Source organism: Sphingobium abikonense NBRC 16140 (assembly GCF_001598335.1).
Lineage (GTDB): Bacteria > Pseudomonadota > Alphaproteobacteria > Sphingomonadales > Sphingomonadaceae > Sphingobium > Sphingobium abikonense.
This window is the reverse complement of record NZ_BCYT01000001.1, coordinates 267,340-287,236: the sequence shown is the minus strand read 5'-3', so window position 1 is coordinate 287,236 and position 19,897 is coordinate 267,340. Positions and strand designations below refer to the sequence as shown.

Sequence of the window (19,897 nt, the reverse complement as noted above, 5' to 3'; positions counted from 1 at the left end):
CGTATGCAATGGCTCTGGGAGGGGATAATATGGCTTCAGAGAAATGGTTTCGGACAAGCGCCTTGGCGAGCTTGTCGGTTTTTGTCACGGCCGCTGCGCCGGCGGTGGCGGCGGATCAGATCGGTTCTGTGGGAATAGAGGACATCGTGGTCACCGCCCGGCGGACCGAGGAAAATATCCAGACGACGCCGGTCGCCGTCACCGCTCTTTCGACTGAAATGATCAAACAGGCGCAGGTCGGCGATGTGGCTGGTCTGCAGCGCACCGCGCCCAGCCTGTCGATCGCGACCGGCGCCCCGGGCGGTTCGGGTTTCGTCTATATCTCCATTCGCGGCATGCCGGCATTGAACCCGGGCGTCGCCAACGACCCTTCGGTCGCGACCTATGTTGACGGGGTTTATATTCCGCGTCCTTCGCAGGGTTCGGCCGATCTCATCGACCTCCAGCGGGTCGAGGTCCTGCGCGGCCCCCAGGGCACGTTGTTCGGTCGCAACACCACCGGCGGCGCGCTCAACATCGTCACGGTCAATCCTACGGGCGATTTCGAAGGACAGTTCCGCATTCAAGGCGGCAACTATGATTATCGCAATATCGACGCGGTGCTCAACGTACCATTGGTGGGCGATGAATTGGCGGCGCGCTTCGTCTATGATTTCGTGGATCACGACGGCTACGCCCGCAATGTGACCTCGAACAGCGAATTGAAGGACCGTAACAGCCATTATGCCCGTGCTAAATTGCGTTGGGCGCCCGCCGGCAGCAACTGGTCCGCGACGCTCAGCGGCGACTACAATATCATCAAGGATCATGGTCAGTTCGTCGGCCTCGCAGCGGTCAATCCGGGCGCCAGCGCGGCAATCGGCGCGATCAACGCCGCAACCCCTCTTGCGGCATATCTGCACAACAAAGCCTATTGGTATAATGCCTATGGCATTCCATTCAGCACCAATCCGCCGGTCGGGTCCAATTATGGGTTTCTGACCGCGGGCAGCCGGAGTGCCTATAACAGGCTGGAAGCTTATGGCGGCAATCTCACGATAGATGGCGAAATCGGTTCTGTTACGGTGAAATCCATCTCTGCCTATCGCTACAGCAACGCAATAGGTCTGAACGAACTCGATGGTACGCCTGCTCAGATTCTGGCGGCCGAAAGTGCCTACAAGTCCGATCAATACTCCCAGGAACTTCAGTTGTCCGGAGAGCTTGGCGATCGGTTCAGTTATATTCTCGGCAGCTATTATTCGACAGAAAGCGGCCGTGAATCGTCGGTGGCGCAGACGTTCGGCTCCTTTACCCCCGCAGCCCCGGCACCCAATTTCGGTTTCAGCCTGAATTACGGCAAAGTGAAGAATATCTCGGTCGGCCTGTTCGGCCAGGGCTATTACCGTCTGACCGATACGATCCGTCTTACAGGAGGCGTCCGTTGGACATGGGATAAGCGAGAGGTTGTTCTGCTGAACAGAACGAATCTGGCCGCTAATAGCTGCGCGCCTGAACTGCTCTCAAATCCGGATTTCATTGCGCCTTGCAGCCTACCGCGTTCGGTCAAATATGATTATCCCGCCTGGACGGCAGGCATCGATGTGGAGATCACCGACGGCCTGTTTGCTTATGTGAAAACGAGCGCCGCATCGAAGGCCGGCGGCTTCAACATGCGTAATGGTTCGGCCGCGACGCCGCCGTTCAAGCCGGAGAAGGTCAGGGACGTTGAACTCGGCGTCAAGTTCAGTACATCGGATAACCGTTTGCGTATCAATGCCGCGGCTTTCCATTCCTGGCAGTCTGAGGTGCAGCGCAATGCTTCCGATTGCATCACTCCACCGGGCGCGCTCGCTTGTACAACCACGCAATTCCTCCGCAACTCGGGTAACGCGCGTGTCTATGGCGGCGAACTCGAAATAAGCGCTGTTCCTTGGGGAGGAATGCTGGTCTCCGGCAATCTTGCCTTGCTCGACGGCAAATATGTCGCCGGTACCTTCGTTGAGCAGCAGCAGTTCGTCCCCGTCGCCGGCGCCAATGTGTCCGATTGCGTCGCTGGCACCGCTGCGGGTTCAGTCCGCTGTTCGGTCGTCCGCAGCGGCGAGGCTCTGCCGCAGATGCCCAAAAAGCAGTTCGGCATCTCGGTGACCCAGAAACTCGCCACTTCGGTCGGGGAACTCTCGATCCACGTGAACTACGCCTATATCGGTCGACAGAATTTCGGTCTGTTCACCGCCGATCCGCGTCGTCCGCAGGCTTATCGTGATGCGGTCGCCATCGCCAACCGGATCAACACCATTTCGGGATACGGGCTCTTTAATGGGCGTATCGCGCTGCAGATCGAAGATCCCAATCTTGAGTTGTCGGTATTCGGCCGCAACATCGGCGGCAAGAAATATGTGACCCGCGCATTCGCCGATCAGTTGCCGACACTGGGCACGGCGATCGACTATATCGGCGATCCCTTCACATGGGGCATCGGCGCCACCTTTCGTTTCGGGCCGAAAAGCTAGGCGTGACCTGTCGGCCTTGGCGCTCCCGCAATGGTTTGGCGGTCAGGCGGACCCCGTCGGGGATTTACGAAAGACGTTCGGAGTGATTAGCTCATTCGCGAACTTGGACGAAGCCTGAGGGATATTTCATGACAGATAGTATCAGGAAAATTGGGTTCATCGGCCTCGGCAGCATGGGCGGCGATCAGGCGCGGGAGTTGGCCAAATTGCCGCTCGACCTGACTGTTTACGATGTATTTCCCGATGCGCTGGCGAAATTCGAGGGCCGCGCGAAGCTCGCCGCCTCCATAGCGGAGGTAGGCAAGGACGCCGACGCCGTCGGCATTTGTGTCCGGGACGACACGCAGGTGCTGGAATGTGTTGATGCGCTGCTGCCTGTAATGAAGCGGGGGGCGAGCCTGCTCATCCACAGCACGATCAAGCCCAAAACTGCACAGCAGATAGCCGAACGATCTGCCACCGTGGGTGTCGATGTCATCGATGCGCCAGTTACGCGCACTGAAATGACCAAGAACGGCCCGTTCGTCTTTTGCATGACGGGTGGCGATGAATCCGTCGCCGCGCGCGTCCAGATTGTACTGGACGCCTTTTCGACGAACACGATGCATATCGGCCCGCTCGGATCGGCGATGGCCCTCAAGATCTGCAACAATCTCGTATCTTGGTGTGGTATCATGCTAGGTGTCGAAGTCGCCAATGTGGCGGAGGCGTCCGGCGTGCCGATGGACAAGCTGCTGACCGTGATGAAGCGCAACGGCAATCTCACCCCGCCCATGGCGGGTTTCATCGATTTTCGCAATAATCCGGGAGACGCCGCCCGTCGCGCCTTTTTCGCCAGCCAGGCCGGCATCGGCGAAAAGGACCTTGCGCTGGCCGAAGAGCTGGCGGCTGTTGCCGATGCCCCGTCGCCAATCACCAGCCATACCAAGACGCTGATCAAGAAAACGCTGCTCGCAATCTGTGAGAGCTAGATTGTCAAAAATTCGCAGAAAATAAGGTTTCGAGGACAAAGCTTTACGAGCGCGATTTTGTATTGATTATCCTACTACCCGCGACCTATCCTTTCTGATCCCAGGGCGAACTTGTAGTTGTGGTTATGCCGTCCAAGATTAAGGGAGTGCCTTCTCGAAGGGAAGAGCGTCAGTCCGATCGACGGCAGTTCATCATTGCCGTGGCTCGCCGATCCTTTCTGCAGGATGGCTATGCCCAGACTACCATGTCAGGAATAGCTGCAACGCTCGGTGGCTCAAAGAGCACCTTGTGGCGTTATTTTCCTTCGAAAGAAGAGCTGTTTACCGCCGTCCTTGACCAAGCAACCTCCGAGTATCACAAACGGCTTTGCTTGATACTTGATCCCTCTGAGGATGTCGCCACGGCGGTCGAACGCTTTTGCTTTAATTTCCTGAAAACGGTAACGTCGGCAGATGCCTTATCCTTATACCGATTGGTCGTAGGCGAGGGAGCCCGATTTCCGGAGATTGGTCAAATTTATCATGCCCGAGTACAGTCAGTTACCAACAAGATACTCGCCAATTATTTCGCCAAAGCCATGAGCTGTGGTTCATTACGCGAAGGCAACCCGCTAAGATTAGCCCAGGCATTGAGAGGTCTTTGCATATCAAAAGTCGAGGATTTCTTGCTGTCTGGGTCAACCGAAATCTATCGCGATGAAGTTATTGATTCTGATGTGAATGAGGTACGGGATATTTTCCTCCGTGCCTTTGCTCGTAACTAATCGGCCTTCATCACCCTCATGCTCAATTGCTTCACCCTGTATAACGTCCATTTGTTGGCCATGCTGTACTTACTGAATGGAGAAGAGTGAAGCATAATGAAAAAAAGCATTAAAGCCAGTCACGTGGTGATAGGGGTATCCATTGGGGTACCGTCGGCAAGGGGATGAATAATATGTAATATTTTTAAATGGTTATTTGTTATTTTAAGGAGATGCCGGGCCCACCAACATCTCCTCCAGATAACCTCCGCGATGGCGTGTACACGCGATAGGTGAACTAACTCTTGTACATGTGACCGCCGCTATCGCAAGCGAGCCAACCGCCATGCGCGCGGAGGCTGGCCCACATGGCGAGCGAAGAAGCGCGAAAAATAGGCCGGATCGTCAAAACCGATCGCGTATGCGACTTCGGCCACAGACAATTCGGAATAGAGCAATAGACGGCGGGCTTCCAGCAGCGCTCTATCGTCCTGCATTTTCGCCGGCGACATATTGACCACTGTGGCGCATGCCTGACGCAGCGCATTTACGCTGGTCCCAAGCGCCTTGGCATGCAGTTTCACTTGTTCACGAAGGCGAAACCGCTCCTCAATTCGTTCCCGCAAGCGTGCTACGAGCTCTGCCTGGCGGTTCGTTCTTGGCAACTGCGCCACACGCAGATGACCCTGGCGAAGCGCGATGACCATCAGGGCAAGCAGCGCAGATTCAACCGCTGCCCTCTGACCAGAGCCGGACCAGCTTGTCTCCTTCGCCATCACCTCCATGATGTGTTCGGCTGCAGTCGCCTCCTCAGACGGGAGAATCACGGCATGCGGCTGGGCAAAAAGCGGTGCCAGGTCACGATCACGCGAAACAAGATGGCGCAAATAGGGCTCGGCAATCGTGGACACATGCCCTCGTGATTCCCGATGCCAGCTGAAACCATGGATAATGCCAGCTGGAATTATCAACAGGCAGGGTGCTTCAAACCGCAACTCCGCCGCTTCAGCGTGCATGACGCCACCGCCTTGCGCGATGAGGATGAAGTGGTTGAGATCACGATGGATATGCGGCCGGATCGTCCATTCGCTCGGCCTTGAACGATCATCCAGGCTTTCCACATGCACAAAACCTTCGGCCACATCCCGCTGCGGTTCGCCGTAAAGATAGAAGCTGGGGACAGACGCGGTCGACATGAGCGATAGTCCATCTATGGACCTGCCGTCTGTTCCCCGCAAGAGCCCTTGATTGGCAAAAAATGACCCAACAAATTTGCTAATCCCTATGAAATAGTCTAGTTTTTCATCGCGATATCCGCAACTGTTGCCTGTTTGGGTGGTCGTTTGCTGACACGACACGGCCTGACTAATCGTCCATATATTTTGCTGATCTGACCATGTCGTCGAAACCAGCTGCACGGCAATCTTCCGACCATCAAAATTTGGCGGGAGAGAAGCATCATGAAAACGCAAGTAGCGATTATCGGCGCTGGGCCTGCGGGATTGATGCTGGGCCATCTGTTACGTGCGCAGGGCATTGAAGTCGTCATTGTTGAACGGGCCACAGCTGACTATGTGCTCGGCCGTATTCGCGCGGGCGTCTTGGAACGCACGACCACCGACCTTATGGACCAATTGGGTTTGAGTGCCCGGATGCATGCCGAAGGACTGCTGCATGACGGGTTCAATCTGGCCGATGGCGAAAGGCTGATCCGCATAGATATTGGCGCGCTGACCGGTCGGCCAGTCATGGTATATGGCCAGACGGAAATCACTCGGGACCTGATGGACGCCGCGCCTGATCGCGGGCTGGAGATCATTTACGAAGCCTCCGACGTGGCGCTGCATGATGTGGAAACTGACGCGCCTTATCTCACCTATAACAGGGACGGCGTGGCCCATCGGATCGATGCCCAGTTTTTATGCGGATGTGACGGCTATCACGGTGCCTCCCGCCGCGCGATCCCCGCATCGGCGGCAAAGGCTTATGAAAAAATCTACCCTTTTGGTTGGCTCGGAATTCTCGCAGACGTACCGCCATGCAACCATGAGTTAATCTACGCCAATCATGAACGCGGCTTTGCTTTGGCCTCGATGCGGTCTGAAAAGCGCAGCCGCTATTATATCCAGGTGCCGTCGGATGAGGCTGTGGAACGATGGTCAGACGATCGCTTGTGGGATGAATTGGCCATTCGCTTGGGGCCGGAGGCAGCCGCCCATATGACACGCGGGCCAGCACTCGAAAAGTCGATTGCCCCGCTTCGTTCCTTCGTGTTCGAGCGTATGCGCCACGGGCGATTGATGCTTGCCGGCGACAGTGCGCATATCGTGCCGCCCACTGGCGCAAAGGGGCTGAACCTCGCCATGTCGGACGTGCATTATCTTTCCCAGTCGCTCATCGCTTGGTTCACTCGGCGTGATGCTGATGCTGTAGCGAACTATTCCAACAAGGCGCTGGCTAGGGTCTGGAAAGCCGAGCGGTTCTCATGGCAATTGACTAAGCTGATGCATCGCTTCCCCGACGATGACTCCTTTGATCGGCGGATGCAGATCGCTGAGCTCGACTATATTGCGAACTCTATTGCTGCTCAGACCGCCATTGCGGAAAATTATGTTGGGTTGCCTCTCTAAGGCGCGCAGCGTTTCCGTTCAGGGGACCGGCTACTAGAATATAGGCAATCTGAAAAAGAGCAGACGCGCTGAAGATTGGCCGTTGGCGTCTAAAATGGTCGGGGAGACAGGATTCGAACCTGCGACATCCTGCTCCCAAAGCAGGCGCGCTACCGGACTGCGCCACTCCCCGACTGCGTGGCCCCTAGCTGGGAAACAGGCGAGCCGTCAATCAGTCTTCACTGAAAGATCGTGGATTGAGGAAAATTCGACGGGGGGCCTGGGGCCGCGTCCGTAAACACCCAAAGCCCTTCCGACATCTGCCGTCCCGCACCACGAAAAAGGGCGGGCCCCGAAGGACCCGCCCTTTCTGAAATCTCGCTAATGCGAAGATTACATCGCGTTCGAAGCGTTCATCGCGTTCATCGCGGCGTTGTCGGCGACATTCGCGGCGTCCATAGCGTTGTCCGAAGCGTTCATGGCGTTCTCGACAACGTTTTCGACGACAGCGTTCGAAGCGTTCGCGGTCTCGTTGGCCGGCTTCTCACCGCAAGCGGCGAGGGCCATCAGGCTGGCCGAAGCGAAAACAACAGCGATCTTCTTCATTGTGTACGGCTCCCATAGCATTATGCCGCGTCTGGCACGTTACAGAGTGACCCTACGCGAGCGACCCGCATTAACGTGTGCGCTGCACAAATCAATGCTTTTCTAAGTCGGTGAAGTGGCAGAATCACGCGACGGGGTGTTGTCTACTATAAAAGTTCAGTTAGCGCTCATGCTTTCTGATGCATTGGCGACCAGGTTCAGCGTTACTGCCCAAGCGGCGACATTCTGCCTCAACTGTTCCGGGTCGACCTTGTCCAGCGTATCGTCCGGGGTGTGGTGCAGATCGAAATAGCGGGTGCCGTCCTGCTGCAAATCGATCACGGGCACGCCCGCCTTCACCAGCGGCGCTATGTCTGCGCCGCCGCCCGCTTCCTGCCGGCCGGCGCCAATCCCAAGAGGCGCGAGCGCCACCGCAATCCGCTTGGCCAGATCGTCATGTCCCTGCGGCAGTTTGAAATCGACGCGCCAGACACGGTCAGCGCCAAAGTCCGATTCCATGGCGAGGGCGTGAGGCTCGGCGCCATGTGCCTTGAAATAGGCGCGGGCGCCGTCGCCACCGACCTCCTCCGCGCCCGCCATCAGAATGCGGATCGTGCGGCGTGGCTGGCCCACTTTTGCGACCTGAAGCGCGGAGGCGGCGGCGATGCCGCAGCCGGTCGCATCGTCGATCGCACCGGTGCCCTGATCCCAACTGTCGAGATGGCACGCGGCCACCACCACGCCGGCGGCCGGATCGCTGCCCGGAATCTCGGCGATGACGTTGCCCGATGGCTGATCCCTCAACATTCTGGACGTCAGTGTCAGATGCACCTTCACCGGCTGGCTCCGCTTGACGATCCGCACCAGCTGTTCCGCGTCCGGCACGGAGAGGGCTGCGGCCGGGATCGGCGTAGCTCCATCCGCCCACATTTGCACGCCGGTATGCGGGACGCGATGATGATCCGTGCCGATCGACCGGATCAGGATGGCGATCGCGCCCTTTTTCGACGCAATGCTCGGACCCTGGCGCCGCGCGGCGCCATAATAGCCATAGGAAGAGCCATCCTGCGTCGCGCCCATGCCATGGTCGACAAAGGCAATCTTGCCCTTCAGGCTGGCGGCGGGGGCAGCTTCCAGAGCGTCGATGCTGGGGAAATAGACGATGTCGCCCTCGATGCCCTTGTCCGAGGTCGATCCGCTATTGCCCAGAGCAGCCAGCACCAGATTTTGCGGGAAGGGCGACAGAATGCGTGCTTCGTCCCGCCCGCGCAGCCAGACCGGCATGGTGTATGGTTCGGCGCGGACATTGGAAAAACCCAACGCTTTGAGCTTTGCCACTGCCCAGTCGCGCGCACGCGCTTCCTGCGGCGTGCCTGCGGGGCGGGGGCCGACTTCCGTCGTCAGCCCCTCGGTAAAGTTCCACGCCACATCGTCCTTCAACGCCGCATCCCGAATCGCGTCGCTGTCCGCAGGCGCAGCGAGAGACAGGGAAGGGGTGAAGATGCTGCCAAGGAGCAGGGCGGCCAGCGTGCCCGATCGGATTTTCTGCATAAGTGAGGGCGTAACCGGCCTTCCCCTATTTGCCAATATGTTCCGCGTCCGCTAACCCGGCGCAAATTTTCCGATCCGCTTTTTCTCTACCTTAGACTTTCGGAGCAGCGCGCACCCATGTCCGCCTCATCGCAATATGCCTATGTCATGAAGAGCATGACCAAAAGCTTCCCCGGCGCGGCGAAGCCCGTTCTCAACCAGATCAACCTGCAATTTTATCGCGGCGCCAAGATCGGCATCGTCGGTCCCAACGGCGCGGGCAAATCGACCCTGATGAAGATCATGGCCGGCATCGACACCGATTTTTCGGGTGAAGCCTGGCCGGGTGAGAATATCACCGTCGGCTATCTGCCGCAGGAGCCGCAGCTCGACCCGAACAAGACGGTCCTGGAGAACGTCAAGGACGGCGCGCGCGAGATGGCGGACAAGCTGGATCGCTTCAACGAGATCAGCATGATCATGGCCGATCCGCCGGAGGACGCGGATTTCGATGCGCTCATGGAAGAAATGGGCACATTGCAGGAGCAGATCGACGCGGCCGATGGCTGGACGCTCGACAATCAGCTCGAAATCGCGATGGAAGCATTGCGGTGCCCCCCGTCGGATTGGGGCGTGGAAAGCCTGTCGGGCGGTGAAAAGCGCCGGATCGCGCTGACCCGCCTGCTGATCCAGAAGCCTGACATCCTGCTGCTTGACGAGCCGACCAACCACCTCGACGCCGAAAGCGTCACCTGGCTGGAAAACCACCTCAAGGAATATGCCGGCGCGGTGCTGATGATCACCCACGACCGTTATTTCCTGGACAATGTCGTCGGTTGGATTCTGGAACTCGATCGCGGAAAATATTTCCCCTACGAAGGCAATTACTCCACCTATCTGGAGAAGAAGGCCAAGCGTCTGGAGCAGGAAGACCGGGAGGCAACCGGCCGGCAGAAGGCGATCAACGACGAGCTGGAATGGATCCGGCAGGGGCCAAAGGGCCGCCAGGCCAAGTCCAAGGCGCGTATCGCCAAGTTCGAGCAACTCGTCGCGTCGCAGGAAAATCGCGCGCCCGGCAAGGCGCAGATCGTTATCCAGGTGCCCGAGCGTCTGGGCGGCAAGGTGATCGAGGCCAAGGGTATTTCCAAGGCCTATGGCGACAAGCTCTTGTTCGAAGACCTGTCCTTCATGCTGCCCCCTGGCGGGATCGTCGGCGTTATCGGTCCGAACGGCGCGGGCAAATCCACGCTGTTCAAGCTCATCACGGGCCAGGAGCAGCCGGATTCAGGGGAAATCGACGTCGGATCGACCGTGCGCCTGGGCTATGTCGACCAGAGTCGCGACCATCTGGATGCCAGCAAGAATGTCTGGGAGGAAGTGTCGGACGGACTCGATTATGTGAAGGTCAACGGCCACGATATGTCGACCCGTGCCTATGTCGGCGCCTTCAACTTCAAGGGGCAGGACCAGCAGAAGAATGTCGGGAAGCTTTCGGGCGGTGAACGCAACCGCGTTCATATCGCCAAGATGCTGAAGAAAGGCGGCAATGTGTTGCTGCTCGACGAACCGACCAATGACCTGGACGTCGAAACGCTGGCCGCGCTGGAAGAAGCGATCGAGAATTTTGCCGGTTGCGCCGTGGTGATCAGCCACGATCGTTTCTTTCTCGATCGCCTCGCCACGCACATTCTTGCATTTGAAGGCGACAGCCATGTCGAATGGTTCGAGGGCAATTTCGAGGCATATGAAGAGGATAAGCGCCGTCGCCTGGGCGACGCGGCCGATCGTCCCACGCGCCTAGCCTACAAGAAACTGACGCGCTGATTTTTCGCCATCGAGGAGCGATTGCATATTTTGCAATCGCTCCTCACTCTTTCGCACTTGCGATGGTGACGCTACCATCGCATATCTCGACTGCCTTTCAGGCATCCTCTCCTAAAAACTTTCGGGCCGGTCACATGACCGGCCCTTTTTTTGTCGTTATGCTGACCGCCGAGTAGACGGGCGCGGCATCGATTGTTCGAGCGCTAAATGCGTGTCATTAATCGGCTAAATTGTTGATTTATGTGCTGTCATATGGCGACCGTATTATGTAGCTACAGCGGTAGCCATGACATATTCGCCCGCCTCGCTCCCCGCTGAAAGACCTGCCTCCTCTTCGGAAGGCTCGCTTTTCGAGACATGGGACACGATGGAACGGTTCGTCGAGGAGCGCGTGGTCGCCAATCAATCAGACGATGAAATTGGGCTCGCCCTGCGTGACGCGCGCATCGCGGAGCTTGAGGCAGCCATCCGTCATGTGATCGATCAAGGGCTAAACGATCGGCAGGACCAAATGCAACGTCACGATATGCGAGCGAGGTTAACGCGCTTGCTGGAGCACGCAGCCTGAGGCGAGACGACCCTAAACAGTCGTGCGTTTGGTGAAGTCCTGATGACCGCCATCGGCAACATCGTCGATCGCAACCCTGTCCACCCGCGCGGCGGGCGATCCGATGTGTGCCAAGCTGATAAACCGCTCAATCACGGTTTCGTCCCCTTCGACCACGGCTTCCACGCTGCCGTCGGAGCGGTTGCGTACCCATCCGGTCAAGCCAAGGTCCCGTGCCGTTTCGACGGCCCATGCACGATACCAGACACCCTGCACCTGTCCCGTGATCGTCAGGCGGCGCGCGACGCGGGCCATCAATGGACTCGCTTGATCCAGGTCTGGCCGCCTTCGCGCACCTCGACCGTAAAATTGGGCACGTCGCGGATGAGATCAGACAGGCGCTTATAGCCATAGTTGCGCGTATCGAAGCTCGAACGGTTGCCGGCGAGCTGCCCCACACTTCCCAACGCCGCAAACCCATGTTCGTCACGCTTGACCGCGTCATAGGCATCGATCAGCAGCTTGACGACCTCTTCGTCAATCGGCTTGGCCTTGGTTTCGGAAGCGGTCGCAGCCTTTGTCTTGGCCGCCACCGGCTTTGTTTCTTTCTTGCGTGGCGATTTGGCCGCCGGGACCTCAGCCGGTTCCAGCGCAGCGACGTCGATGAAACGGGTGCAGGCGCGGCGAAACCCTTCAGGCGTGTTGGCATTGCCAAAACCATAGACGGGAATGCCATCTTGCCGGATGCGCGTCACCAGCGGCGTGAAATCGCTATCGCTGGACATCAGCCCGAAGCCATCCACCCGCCCGCTGGCCAGCAGGTCCATCGCGTCGATGGTCATTTTCATGTCGGTGGCATTCTTGCCTTTGGTCAAGTCGAACTGCTGCTGTGGTTCGATCGCCTGCGTGATCGACAGCGCGGCCCATGCCTTCAGCGTGGTCTTGCTCCAATTGCCGTAGGCACGGCGAATATTCACGGTCCCCAGTTCGGCGAGAACGGTCATCACCGAATCGAAATGGGCCGCCGACGCATTATCGGAATCGATCAGCAGCGCGATGTTGCCGCGCCCTTCCTGCCGCGTTGCCATGGCCATATCCTTGTGTCAGGCAGCCGGGGTGAAGGCGCCGCTTGCCTCGTCCAATATGTGAAGCTGCCCGTCTGCAATTGCAAAGAAACTGCCAATGAGCTTTAGCTCTCCCGCCTTTTCCTTTTCTCGCACGCAGGGGAAGCTGCGCAGATTGGCGAGGCTCACCTTTACGCCTTGCTGCTCCATCGCCCGTTCAACCTCCCGGTCGCGGCGCTCGCCATAATGGTCCAAGACCGTCTCGCGAGCGTCATCCAGCAGTTCGATCCAGTTGTGGATGAAGCCGCCCTCGCCCGGGGGGGCGCCTTTCAGATCACCGCTCAGCGCGGCCTTGCAACCACCGCATTTGCCATGGCCCATGACCACGATCTCGCCAACTTTGAGCACCTGTACCGCAAATTCCAGCGCGGCCGATACGCCATGGCGTCCGGGCGTCGTTTCGAAGGGCGGGACGAGCGCGGCGACATTGCGCACGACAAAGATTTCGCCGGGACTTGTGTCGAAAATCTGTGCGGGGTCGACCCGGCTGTCGGAGCAGGCGATCACCATCACCCGGGGGCTCTGCCCTTCATTGAGTTCATCCCAGCGTTCGCGCTGCTGCGCCCAGCCGGTTTCGCGGAAACGGCGGTAGCCCGCCAGCATTTCGGCAAAGTCGATCATGGCGACGATGTGCCTGACAAACTCTGCACTGGCAAGAGCGGGCCCGCATCGCTATCTGGTGCCCATGAACGAGCTTTCCCCCATGACGGCGCCGGCCCAGCCCGAGCGCGCCCGCAAGCCCGACTGGATTCGCGTCAAGGCCCCGACCAGCAAGGGCTACAATGAGACGCGCCAGTTGATGCGGGACAAGAAGTTGGCAACCGTGTGCGAGGAAGCGGCCTGTCCCAATATCGGCGAGTGCTGGACCAAGAAGCATGCGACGGTCATGATATTGGGGGACGTGTGCACCCGCGCCTGCGCCTTCTGCAACGTCAAGACTGGCATGCCGCGCAAGGTCGATCCCAACGAACCGCAAAATCTAGCGGATGCCTGCGCAGAGATGGGACTGGAGCATATTGTCATCACGTCGGTCGATCGCGACGATCTGCCCGATGGTGGTGCGAGCCAGTTCGTGAAGGTGATCGAGGCCCTGCGCCGTACGACGCCGAACACGACCATCGAGATATTGACGCCCGATTTTCGCAACAAGCATGAGCGGGCGGTGGAAATGATCGTCGCTGCCCGGCCGGACGTCTATAACCATAATCTGGAAACCGTGCCGCGCCTCTATCCGACCATCCGGCCGGGCGCGCGCTATTATGCATCGCTGCGCCTGCTGGAGACGGTCAAGAAACTCGATCCGTCTATCTTCACCAAGTCCGGCATCATGCTGGGACTGGGCGAGGAGCGGCTGGAGGTGCATCAGGTGATGGACGACATGCGTTCGGCCGACATCGATTTCCTGACCATGGGCCAATATCTCCAGCCTACCCCAAAACATGCCAAGGTAATGGAGTTTGTGACGCCTGCCGCATTCAACGCCTATGCCGGCATCGCGCGCGCCAAGGGGTTCCTGCAAGTCGCGTCCAGCCCGCTCACCCGGTCCAGCTATCATGCCGGCAAGGATTTCGCCGAGATGAAGGCGGCGCGTGAGGCGCAGCTTGCCAAGGCTGCGGCGAAAGCCTGACTGCGCCATGCCCCGTCACAACGAAACGCGTCATCTTCCTTACACGCCTGCCCAGATGTTCGACCTGGTGTCTAACGTGGCGGCCTATCCCGAATTCCTGCCTTGGGTGAGCGCGATCCGCGTGCGCAAGGACGGGGAGACGGAAATGGTCGCCGACATGATCGTCGGCTTCAAGGGGATCAAGGAAAGCTTCACCTCGCGGGTGCTCAAGGAGCGGCCCGATCATGTGCGAGTGGATTATCTCGACGGTCCGCTCAAGCATCTGCACAATGAATGGCAATTTCGCGATGACGGGCAGGGCGGCGTGCTGGTCGATTTCGAGGTGGAGTTCGAATTCAAGAACCGCATCTTCGAAATGCTGGCCGGGCAGTTTTTCGACAAAGCGCTGCGCAAGATGATCGGCGCGTTCGAAGAGCGCGCTGCCGCGCTTTACGGCTCGCCCGGCAGCAGCAGTTCCAGCGCGCACAGCGCCGCCTGAAGGCGGACGCCGCCCCGGCCGTCATTATCGAAATGCCGCATGTCGGCGACGACCTTTTCCGGGCTGGCGCCGCGTTCGGCGCGCGCGAAGACGACCGTGCCGACCGGCTTCTGCTCGGTGCCGCCTCCTGGTCCCGCGATTCCTGTGATCGCGACGGCGACATCGGCATGGCTTTGTTTCAGCGCGCCCTGCGCCATCGCCCAGGCGGTGGCGATCGACACAGCGCCGAACGTATCCAGCACATCATGCGAGACCTTGAGAAGTTCCGCCTTCATGTCGTTGGAATAGGTGACAAATCCTGCCTCAAACACGTCGGATGAACCCGCGATCTCGGTCAGTGCTGCGGACACAAGGCCGCCCGTGCAGCTTTCGGCTACGGCCACCGTGCGTCCGGCGCGGCGGTTGGCAATGATGACCTTTTCGGCGAGTTCGACCAATTGGGCCGGGAGGACGGTATCGGGCATGGCGTCAGGATAGCGCGGGGAGGGAGAGGGTGGCAACCGCCTGTGCGGCGATGCCTTCGCGCCGGCCCGCAAAACCCAGTTGCTCGGTTGTCGTGGCCTTCACGCTGACCCGGTCGAGCGGCACGGCCAGAATGTCCGCAATCCGCTGACGCATGGCGTCGCGGTGCGGACCGATCTTGGGCGCTTCGCAGATGATGGTCAGGTCGACATGGTCAATCCGGCCGCGACGCGCCGCCACCCGGTCGCGCGCGTGGGCAAGGAAGCGATCGGAGGATACGCCGCGCCATTGCGGATCGGATGGCGGAAAATGGCTGCCAATATCGCCATCCCCCAGCGCGCCCAGCACCGCGTCGACGATCGCATGGAGGGCGACGTCCGCATCGCTGTGGCCGGCCAGACCGCGATCATGGGGAACAAGAACACCACCCAGCCACAGGGGCTCGCCCTCGGCAAGCCGATGCACGTCATATCCCATACCCACGCGCGTGACCCCTGCGGGCGCGAGCATGGCTTCGGCACGGGCAAAATCCGGTTCGTAGGTCAATTTCCCAAGCCTTTCATCGCCTCGCACCAACATGACGTCATGACCATGGGCGCGCAGGATCTGGGCATCGTCGGTCGCTTCGCGCGCTCCGTCCCAAGCGCGATGCGCGTCAAATATGGCCGCAAAGCGAAAGGCTTGCGGCGTCTGGACCCGATATAATTGCGCGCGATCCACCGTATCGGCCATGACATCGCTTGCTCCGCGCACCAGCGTGTCGGAGACAGGCAGGACCGGAATCGCACCGTGCTTTTCCGTCAGCGCATCCAAAAGCCGATCGATCACCGACTGGGGAAGAAAGGGGCGGGCCGCATCATGGATCAGGACGACGTCCGCGCCGCCCGCCACGGCTATTGCCTCCAGCCCGGCATATACCGACCCTTGGCGGCTGTCCGCGCCCGTGACCAATTGAACATCCGCGCCGAGCATCGCCTGCGCAGCATCCTTCCGACCCGTTGCGACGACAACGAAAATCGCGTCGACCGCCTTGTGACTGGCAAGCGCATCATGGGCGTGCACCAGGACGGGCTTGCCCGCAATGGCGCGATATTGCTTCGGCAAAGGTCCGCCGATGCGGCTGCCTTGACCAGCAGCGACGATCAGGGCCGCGACTTTGGGGGATAAGCTCATGCGCGGCGCATAGCCGGTCCGGCGAGCGTTCGGAAGGGGGACAGGCCACGGCGCTTGTCGGACCCTGCCAATTCCGCTACAGGCTGCCTGTTTTTTAGGCACATTATGAAGTAAAGATCATGCGCAGGCTCTCTCCCATCTCCATCGGTCCGGTGACCATCGACATGCCCGTCGTTCTGGCGCCGATGACCGGCGTCACCGACATGCCGTTCCGGACATTGGTGCGCCGCTACGGATCGGGCCTCAACGTCACGGAGATGATCGCATCGGCGGCAATGATCCGTGAAACCCGCCAGTCGCTGCAAAAGGCCGCCTGGCACCCGCTGGAGGAACCGGTGTCCATGCAATTGGCCGGCTGTTCACCCAAGGAAATGGCCGAAGCCGCCAAGCTCAATGCCGATCGCGGCGCGGCCATTATCGACATCAACATGGGGTGCCCGGTCAAGAAGGTCGTCAATGGTGACGCCGGCAGCGCCCTGATGCGCGACCTCCCGCTCGCGGCGTCGCTTATCAAGGCGACGGTTGAGGCGGTGGATGTGCCGGTGACCGTCAAAATGCGCATGGGCTGGGATCATTCCAGCCTCAATGCGCCGGAACTGGCGCATATCGCCGAGGATCTGGGCGCAAAGCTGATCACGGTGCATGGCCGCACCCGCAACCAGATGTACAAGGGGTCGGCCGACTGGGCCTTTGTCCGCAAGGTCAAGGATGCGGTGAAGCTGCCCGTCATCGTCAACGGCGATATCTGTTCAGTCGATGACGCCGACACGGCGCTGGAGCAGAGCGGTGCCGATGGCGTGATGATCGGGCGTGGCGCCTATGGCCGTCCATGGCTGATCGGTCAGGTCATGGCCTGGCTGACGGACGGAACGCGTTTGCCCGATCCGTCGCTCGAGGAACAATATCGCGTAATCGTAGAGCATTATCTCGCAATGCTGGATCATTATGACAGGCATACCGGCGTTAATATGGCGCGTAAGCATATCGGCTGGTATACTAAGGGCCTGACGGGATCGGCGGAATTCCGCAACGCCGTCAACAAAGAGCCCGATGCCGACAACGTGCTCGATATGCTCGCCCGCTTCTATGAACCGCTCATCGCCAGCGGTCTGGGTCCGACGGATCTGCGCAAGGCGGCATGACCAGCGCCCTGACGTCGGTCCCGCCGCTCCGCGTCGCGCAGGACGGACCATCGCTGGCGGAGCAGATGACCGCGTTGCCGGTCGCGACCCTGATCGTCAGACCGGACAACAGCATCGCGGACGCCAATGTCCGCGCCGAGACGCTGCTCAACATGGCGCGCTCCGCGATCATCGGCAGCGACGTGGCGCGCACCATTCGGATCGCCGAAGCCGGCGCGCGTTTCGATATTTGGCATAGCAGCAAGGCAGTCGCGGCCTATGACATCAAGGTTCATGCCGGCCGTACGGCGGAAATGGAAGTCGACCTGCTGATCTCTCCGATCGTGGATCATGACGGCTGGCGCGTGGTGTCGATCCACGCGCAAAGCCAGGCGCGCAAGATCGGCCATCGCGGGTCGGCCGGTGGCGCGCGGTCCGCCATGGGGGCGGCCGCCATCCTGGCGCATGAGATCAAAAATCCCCTGTCAGGTATTCGCGGCGCGGCGCAACTGCTGGAATCCGGGCAGGACGGGCGCGATGCGGCGCTGACGCAGCTCATCTGCAACGAAGTGGATCGGATCGCGGCATTGATCGACCGGATGCAGGATTTCACCACCGATCGTACCCTGGAATGCCGCCCCGGTAACATCTACCCGCTGATTGATCGCGCCGCTGGAATTGCGGCCGCAGGATTTGCCAAAAATATCAATATCATAAAACATTATGATCCATCTTTGCCATTTGCCACGATCAATGACGATGCGCTGGTGCAGGTCATGATCAACCTGCTAAAAAATGCAGCCGAAGCCCTGGATCATGTGGCAAAGCCAGTCATCCGGGTCGAAACGGCTTTCCGCCATGGCGTTTCGGTCGTGACTGGTAGTGGCAGGGGCAGCGCGGTGCTGCCGATCGAAATCCTAGTCATCGACAATGGTCCGGGCGTACCTGAGCATATCCTCGACCATCTCTTCAACCCGTTCATCACCGGGAAGCGGGACGGGCAGGGGCTCGGCCTAGCACTGGTCGACAAGCTGGTGCGCGACATGAACGGCTTCGTCCAATATGCGCGCGATACCGAAGCTGGAGAGTCCAGCTTCAGGATATTGCTCCCGATGGGAATGGCATAATGAGGGCGTCGGGCGCCATCCTGGTCGTCGATGACGATCCCGCGATCTGCGTCGTCGTCGGCGAAGCGCTGCGGCGGCAGGGGCATAAGGTGAAGACCGCCGCGTCCATTCGCGAACGCGCCGCCCTGATGGACAGTTTTTCGCCCGACGTCCTCATCACTGACGTCATGCTGCCTGATGGCGACGGACTGGACTCCGTAGCCGATATTCTAGAACGCAACCCTGACCTCAATGTCATCATTCTTTCAGCACAGAACACGCTCAACACCGCGATCCGCGCGACCGAAAAGGGCGCCTTCGAATATCTGCCCAAGCCGTTCGACTTGAACGAACTCACGCGCGCCGTTTCCGACGCGCTGGGCACGCGCGCTGCCGCAGAAGGAGCGGACGATCAGGGTGACCTGCCCCATGATGGATTGCCGCTCGTAGGCCGTTCGCCCGCGATGCAGGAGGTTTATCGCACTATCGCGCGCGTTTTGTCCAACGACCTGTCGATCCTGGTGCTGGGGGAATCGGGAACCGGAAAGGAACTGGTCGCTGAAGCGATTCACAGCCTGGGGAAGCGCCGGACCAAGCCCTTCATTGCGATCAACATGGCCGCAATCCCGCGCGAGCTGATCGAGGCGGAGCTGTTCGGCTATGAAAAGGGCGCCTTTACCGGGGCGCATGCCAGGACTGCCGGCAAATTTGAACAGGCGCAGGGTGGCACACTGTTTCTCGACGAGATTGGCGACATGCCGATGGAAGCGCAAACGCGCCTGCTGCGCGTATTGCAATCGGGTGAAGTGACGACCGTGGGTGGCTCAAAGCCGGTCAGAGTGAACGTCCGAATCATCGCGGCGACCAACAAGCATCTGCCGCAACTGATTGAAGATGGGCGTTTTCGGCAGGACCTTTACTACCGGCTGAATGTCGTCCCGATCGCGCTCCCGCCTCTGCGTGAACGGCGAGAGGATGTAATGCTTCTGGCGCGCCATTTTCTGGACCGCGCCGCGCAGGATGGCCTTCCCCGCAAGGCGCTGGCCGATGACGCAGCGCAATTGCTGATGGCATGGCATTGGCCCGGCAATGTCCGCGAACTACAGAATATGATGCAGCGACTGTCCGTGCTGAGCCGGGAAAATGTGATCACTGCCGACATGTTACGGCATATGCTGCCGATCGAACATGGGCCCGCCGACACTATCGCGCCGGCCGATCAACTGGTGCATGCGGTCCGGGACTGGGCCAAGCGGCAATTGGGTATCGGCATAACCCGGCCGCAACGGGCGCTACATGATGATCTGCTCGCAGTGGTAGAGCCGGTCCTGCTGGAAGAGGTGCTGTCCAGCGTGGATGGCAACCAGATCCGGGCTGCCGGCTTGCTCGGTATCAATCGCAATACCTTGCGCAAGAAGCTGACCGATTACGGCCTTGATCCCCTGCAGCTTCGCATGGGCGACTGACTCTGATCAGATCCCTTGGCAGGACGAAGTGACGGGTGG

At 59.6% G+C, this 19,897-nt stretch carries 19 protein-coding genes and 1 tRNA gene; 11 read left to right on the top strand and 9 right to left on the bottom strand.

The window, feature by feature from the left end; genetic code table 11:
• The first annotated feature begins 29 nt into the window (after positions 1-29).
• The 3 genes from SAB01S_RS01285 to SAB01S_RS17990 all read left to right on the top strand — a co-directional run bounded on the left by SAB01S_RS01285 (position 30) and on the right by SAB01S_RS17990 (position 4,227).
• Positions 30-2,492, top strand: a complete 2,463-nt coding sequence (locus tag SAB01S_RS01285) for a TonB-dependent receptor (protein ID WP_062731360.1) — start codon at positions 30-32, stop codon at positions 2,490-2,492.
• Positions 2,493-2,620: 128 nt separating this feature from the next.
• Positions 2,621-3,463, top strand: coding sequence for an NAD(P)-dependent oxidoreductase (locus SAB01S_RS01280; RefSeq protein WP_062731359.1), 843 nt, complete (start codon positions 2,621-2,623; stop codon positions 3,461-3,463).
• A gap of 125 nt (positions 3,464-3,588) precedes the next feature.
• Positions 3,589-4,227: a TetR/AcrR family transcriptional regulator gene (locus SAB01S_RS17990; RefSeq protein WP_083951070.1), complete on the top strand. Its 639-nt coding sequence runs from the start codon at positions 3,589-3,591 to the stop codon at positions 4,225-4,227.
• Positions 4,228-4,529: 302 nt separating this feature from the next.
• Here SAB01S_RS17990 and SAB01S_RS01275 read toward each other — a convergent pair whose 3' ends face one another.
• On the bottom strand, positions 4,530-5,402 hold the full coding sequence (locus SAB01S_RS01275; protein ID WP_062731358.1) for a helix-turn-helix domain-containing protein: 873 nt from the start codon (positions 5,400-5,402) through the stop codon (positions 4,530-4,532).
• Positions 5,403-5,666: 264 nt separating this feature from the next.
• On the opposite strand from SAB01S_RS01275, the gene pobA reads away from it, so the two are divergent.
• On the top strand, positions 5,667-6,836 hold the full coding sequence (gene pobA, locus SAB01S_RS01270; protein ID WP_062731357.1) for a 4-hydroxybenzoate 3-monooxygenase: 1,170 nt from the start codon (positions 5,667-5,669) through the stop codon (positions 6,834-6,836).
• A gap of 95 nt (positions 6,837-6,931) precedes the next feature.
• On the opposite strand, the gene SAB01S_RS01265 is transcribed toward pobA, so the two are convergent.
• The 3 genes from SAB01S_RS01265 to SAB01S_RS01255 all read right to left on the bottom strand — a co-directional run bounded on the left by SAB01S_RS01265 (position 6,932) and on the right by SAB01S_RS01255 (position 8,951).
• Positions 6,932-7,008 (bottom strand) — tRNA-Pro (locus SAB01S_RS01265).
• Positions 7,009-7,208: 200 nt separating this feature from the next.
• Positions 7,209-7,421, bottom strand: a complete 213-nt coding sequence (locus tag SAB01S_RS01260; RefSeq protein ID WP_009821667.1) for a hypothetical protein — start codon at positions 7,419-7,421, stop codon at positions 7,209-7,211.
• Positions 7,422-7,577: 156 nt separating this feature from the next.
• Positions 7,578-8,951 carry a M28 family peptidase gene (locus tag SAB01S_RS01255; protein ID WP_062731356.1) on the bottom strand — a complete coding sequence of 458 codons (1,374 nt, stop codon included), beginning with the start codon at positions 8,949-8,951 and terminating at the stop codon, positions 7,578-7,580.
• Positions 8,952-9,068: 117 nt separating this feature from the next.
• On the opposite strand from SAB01S_RS01255, the gene ettA reads away from it, so the two are divergent.
• Positions 9,069-10,754 (top strand): energy-dependent translational throttle protein EttA, encoded by a 1,686-nt coding sequence (gene ettA / locus SAB01S_RS01250; RefSeq protein ID WP_062731355.1) that lies wholly within the window; start codon positions 9,069-9,071, stop codon positions 10,752-10,754.
• A 286-nt stretch (positions 10,755-11,040) separates the two neighbouring features.
• Positions 11,041-11,322, top strand: a complete 282-nt coding sequence (locus SAB01S_RS01245; RefSeq protein WP_157078241.1) for a hypothetical protein — start codon at positions 11,041-11,043, stop codon at positions 11,320-11,322.
• A gap of 12 nt (positions 11,323-11,334) precedes the next feature.
• Here SAB01S_RS01245 and SAB01S_RS01240 read toward each other — a convergent pair whose 3' ends face one another.
• The 3 genes from SAB01S_RS01240 to SAB01S_RS01230 are packed head-to-tail and all read right to left on the bottom strand — an operon-like array spanning position 11,335 to position 13,046.
• Entirely contained in the window at positions 11,335-11,616 is a 282-nt protein-coding gene (locus SAB01S_RS01240; protein WP_062731353.1) for an acylphosphatase, read from the bottom strand.
• Positions 11,616-12,389, bottom strand: a complete 774-nt coding sequence (locus SAB01S_RS01235) for an NYN domain-containing protein (RefSeq protein WP_062731503.1) — start codon at positions 12,387-12,389, stop codon at positions 11,616-11,618. The genes SAB01S_RS01240 and SAB01S_RS01235 overlap by 1 nt, the downstream gene beginning before the upstream one ends.
• A gap of 15 nt (positions 12,390-12,404) precedes the next feature.
• Positions 12,405-13,046 carry a carbonic anhydrase gene (locus tag SAB01S_RS01230; RefSeq protein WP_062731352.1) on the bottom strand — a complete coding sequence of 214 codons (642 nt, stop codon included), beginning with the start codon at positions 13,044-13,046 and terminating at the stop codon, positions 12,405-12,407.
• Positions 13,047-13,053: 7 nt separating this feature from the next.
• Here SAB01S_RS01230 and lipA point away from each other — a divergent pair, with 7 nt between their 5' ends.
• The gene (gene lipA, locus SAB01S_RS01225; RefSeq protein WP_062731502.1) at positions 13,054-14,052 is read left to right on the top strand and encodes a lipoyl synthase; all 999 of its coding nucleotides are present in this window, start codon (positions 13,054-13,056) and stop codon (positions 14,050-14,052) included.
• 7 nt (positions 14,053-14,059) lie between these two features.
• Positions 14,060-14,530, top strand: a complete 471-nt coding sequence (locus SAB01S_RS01220) for a type II toxin-antitoxin system RatA family toxin (RefSeq protein ID WP_062731351.1) — start codon at positions 14,060-14,062, stop codon at positions 14,528-14,530.
• On the opposite strand, the gene SAB01S_RS01215 is transcribed toward SAB01S_RS01220, so the two are convergent.
• Both SAB01S_RS01215 and SAB01S_RS01210 read right to left on the bottom strand, forming a co-directional pair.
• Positions 14,482-14,994, bottom strand: a complete 513-nt coding sequence (locus tag SAB01S_RS01215) for a CinA family protein (RefSeq protein WP_062731350.1) — start codon at positions 14,992-14,994, stop codon at positions 14,482-14,484. The genes SAB01S_RS01220 and SAB01S_RS01215 overlap by 49 nt on opposite strands.
• A gap of 4 nt (positions 14,995-14,998) precedes the next feature.
• Entirely contained in the window at positions 14,999-16,165 is a 1,167-nt protein-coding gene (locus SAB01S_RS01210) for a bifunctional 2-C-methyl-D-erythritol 4-phosphate cytidylyltransferase/2-C-methyl-D-erythritol 2,4-cyclodiphosphate synthase (RefSeq protein ID WP_062731349.1), read from the bottom strand.
• 119 nt (positions 16,166-16,284) lie between these two features.
• Here SAB01S_RS01210 and dusB point away from each other — a divergent pair, with 119 nt between their 5' ends.
• Genes dusB through ntrC form a run of 3 tightly spaced genes read left to right on the top strand, consistent with a single transcriptional unit; the run spans position 16,285 to position 19,858 of the window.
• Entirely contained in the window at positions 16,285-17,307 is a 1,023-nt protein-coding gene (dusB, locus tag SAB01S_RS01205) for a tRNA dihydrouridine synthase DusB (protein WP_062731348.1), read from the top strand.
• On the top strand, positions 17,304-18,413 hold the full coding sequence (locus tag SAB01S_RS01200; RefSeq protein ID WP_062731347.1) for a two-component system sensor histidine kinase NtrB: 1,110 nt from the start codon (positions 17,304-17,306) through the stop codon (positions 18,411-18,413). Before dusB ends, SAB01S_RS01200 begins: the two co-directional genes overlap by 4 nt.
• Complete coding sequence (ntrC, locus tag SAB01S_RS01195) at positions 18,413-19,858, top strand: nitrogen regulation protein NR(I) (protein WP_062731346.1); 1,446 nt, start codon at positions 18,413-18,415, stop codon at positions 19,856-19,858. Before SAB01S_RS01200 ends, ntrC begins: the two co-directional genes overlap by 1 nt.
• Positions 19,859-19,897: the final 39 nt, after the last annotated feature.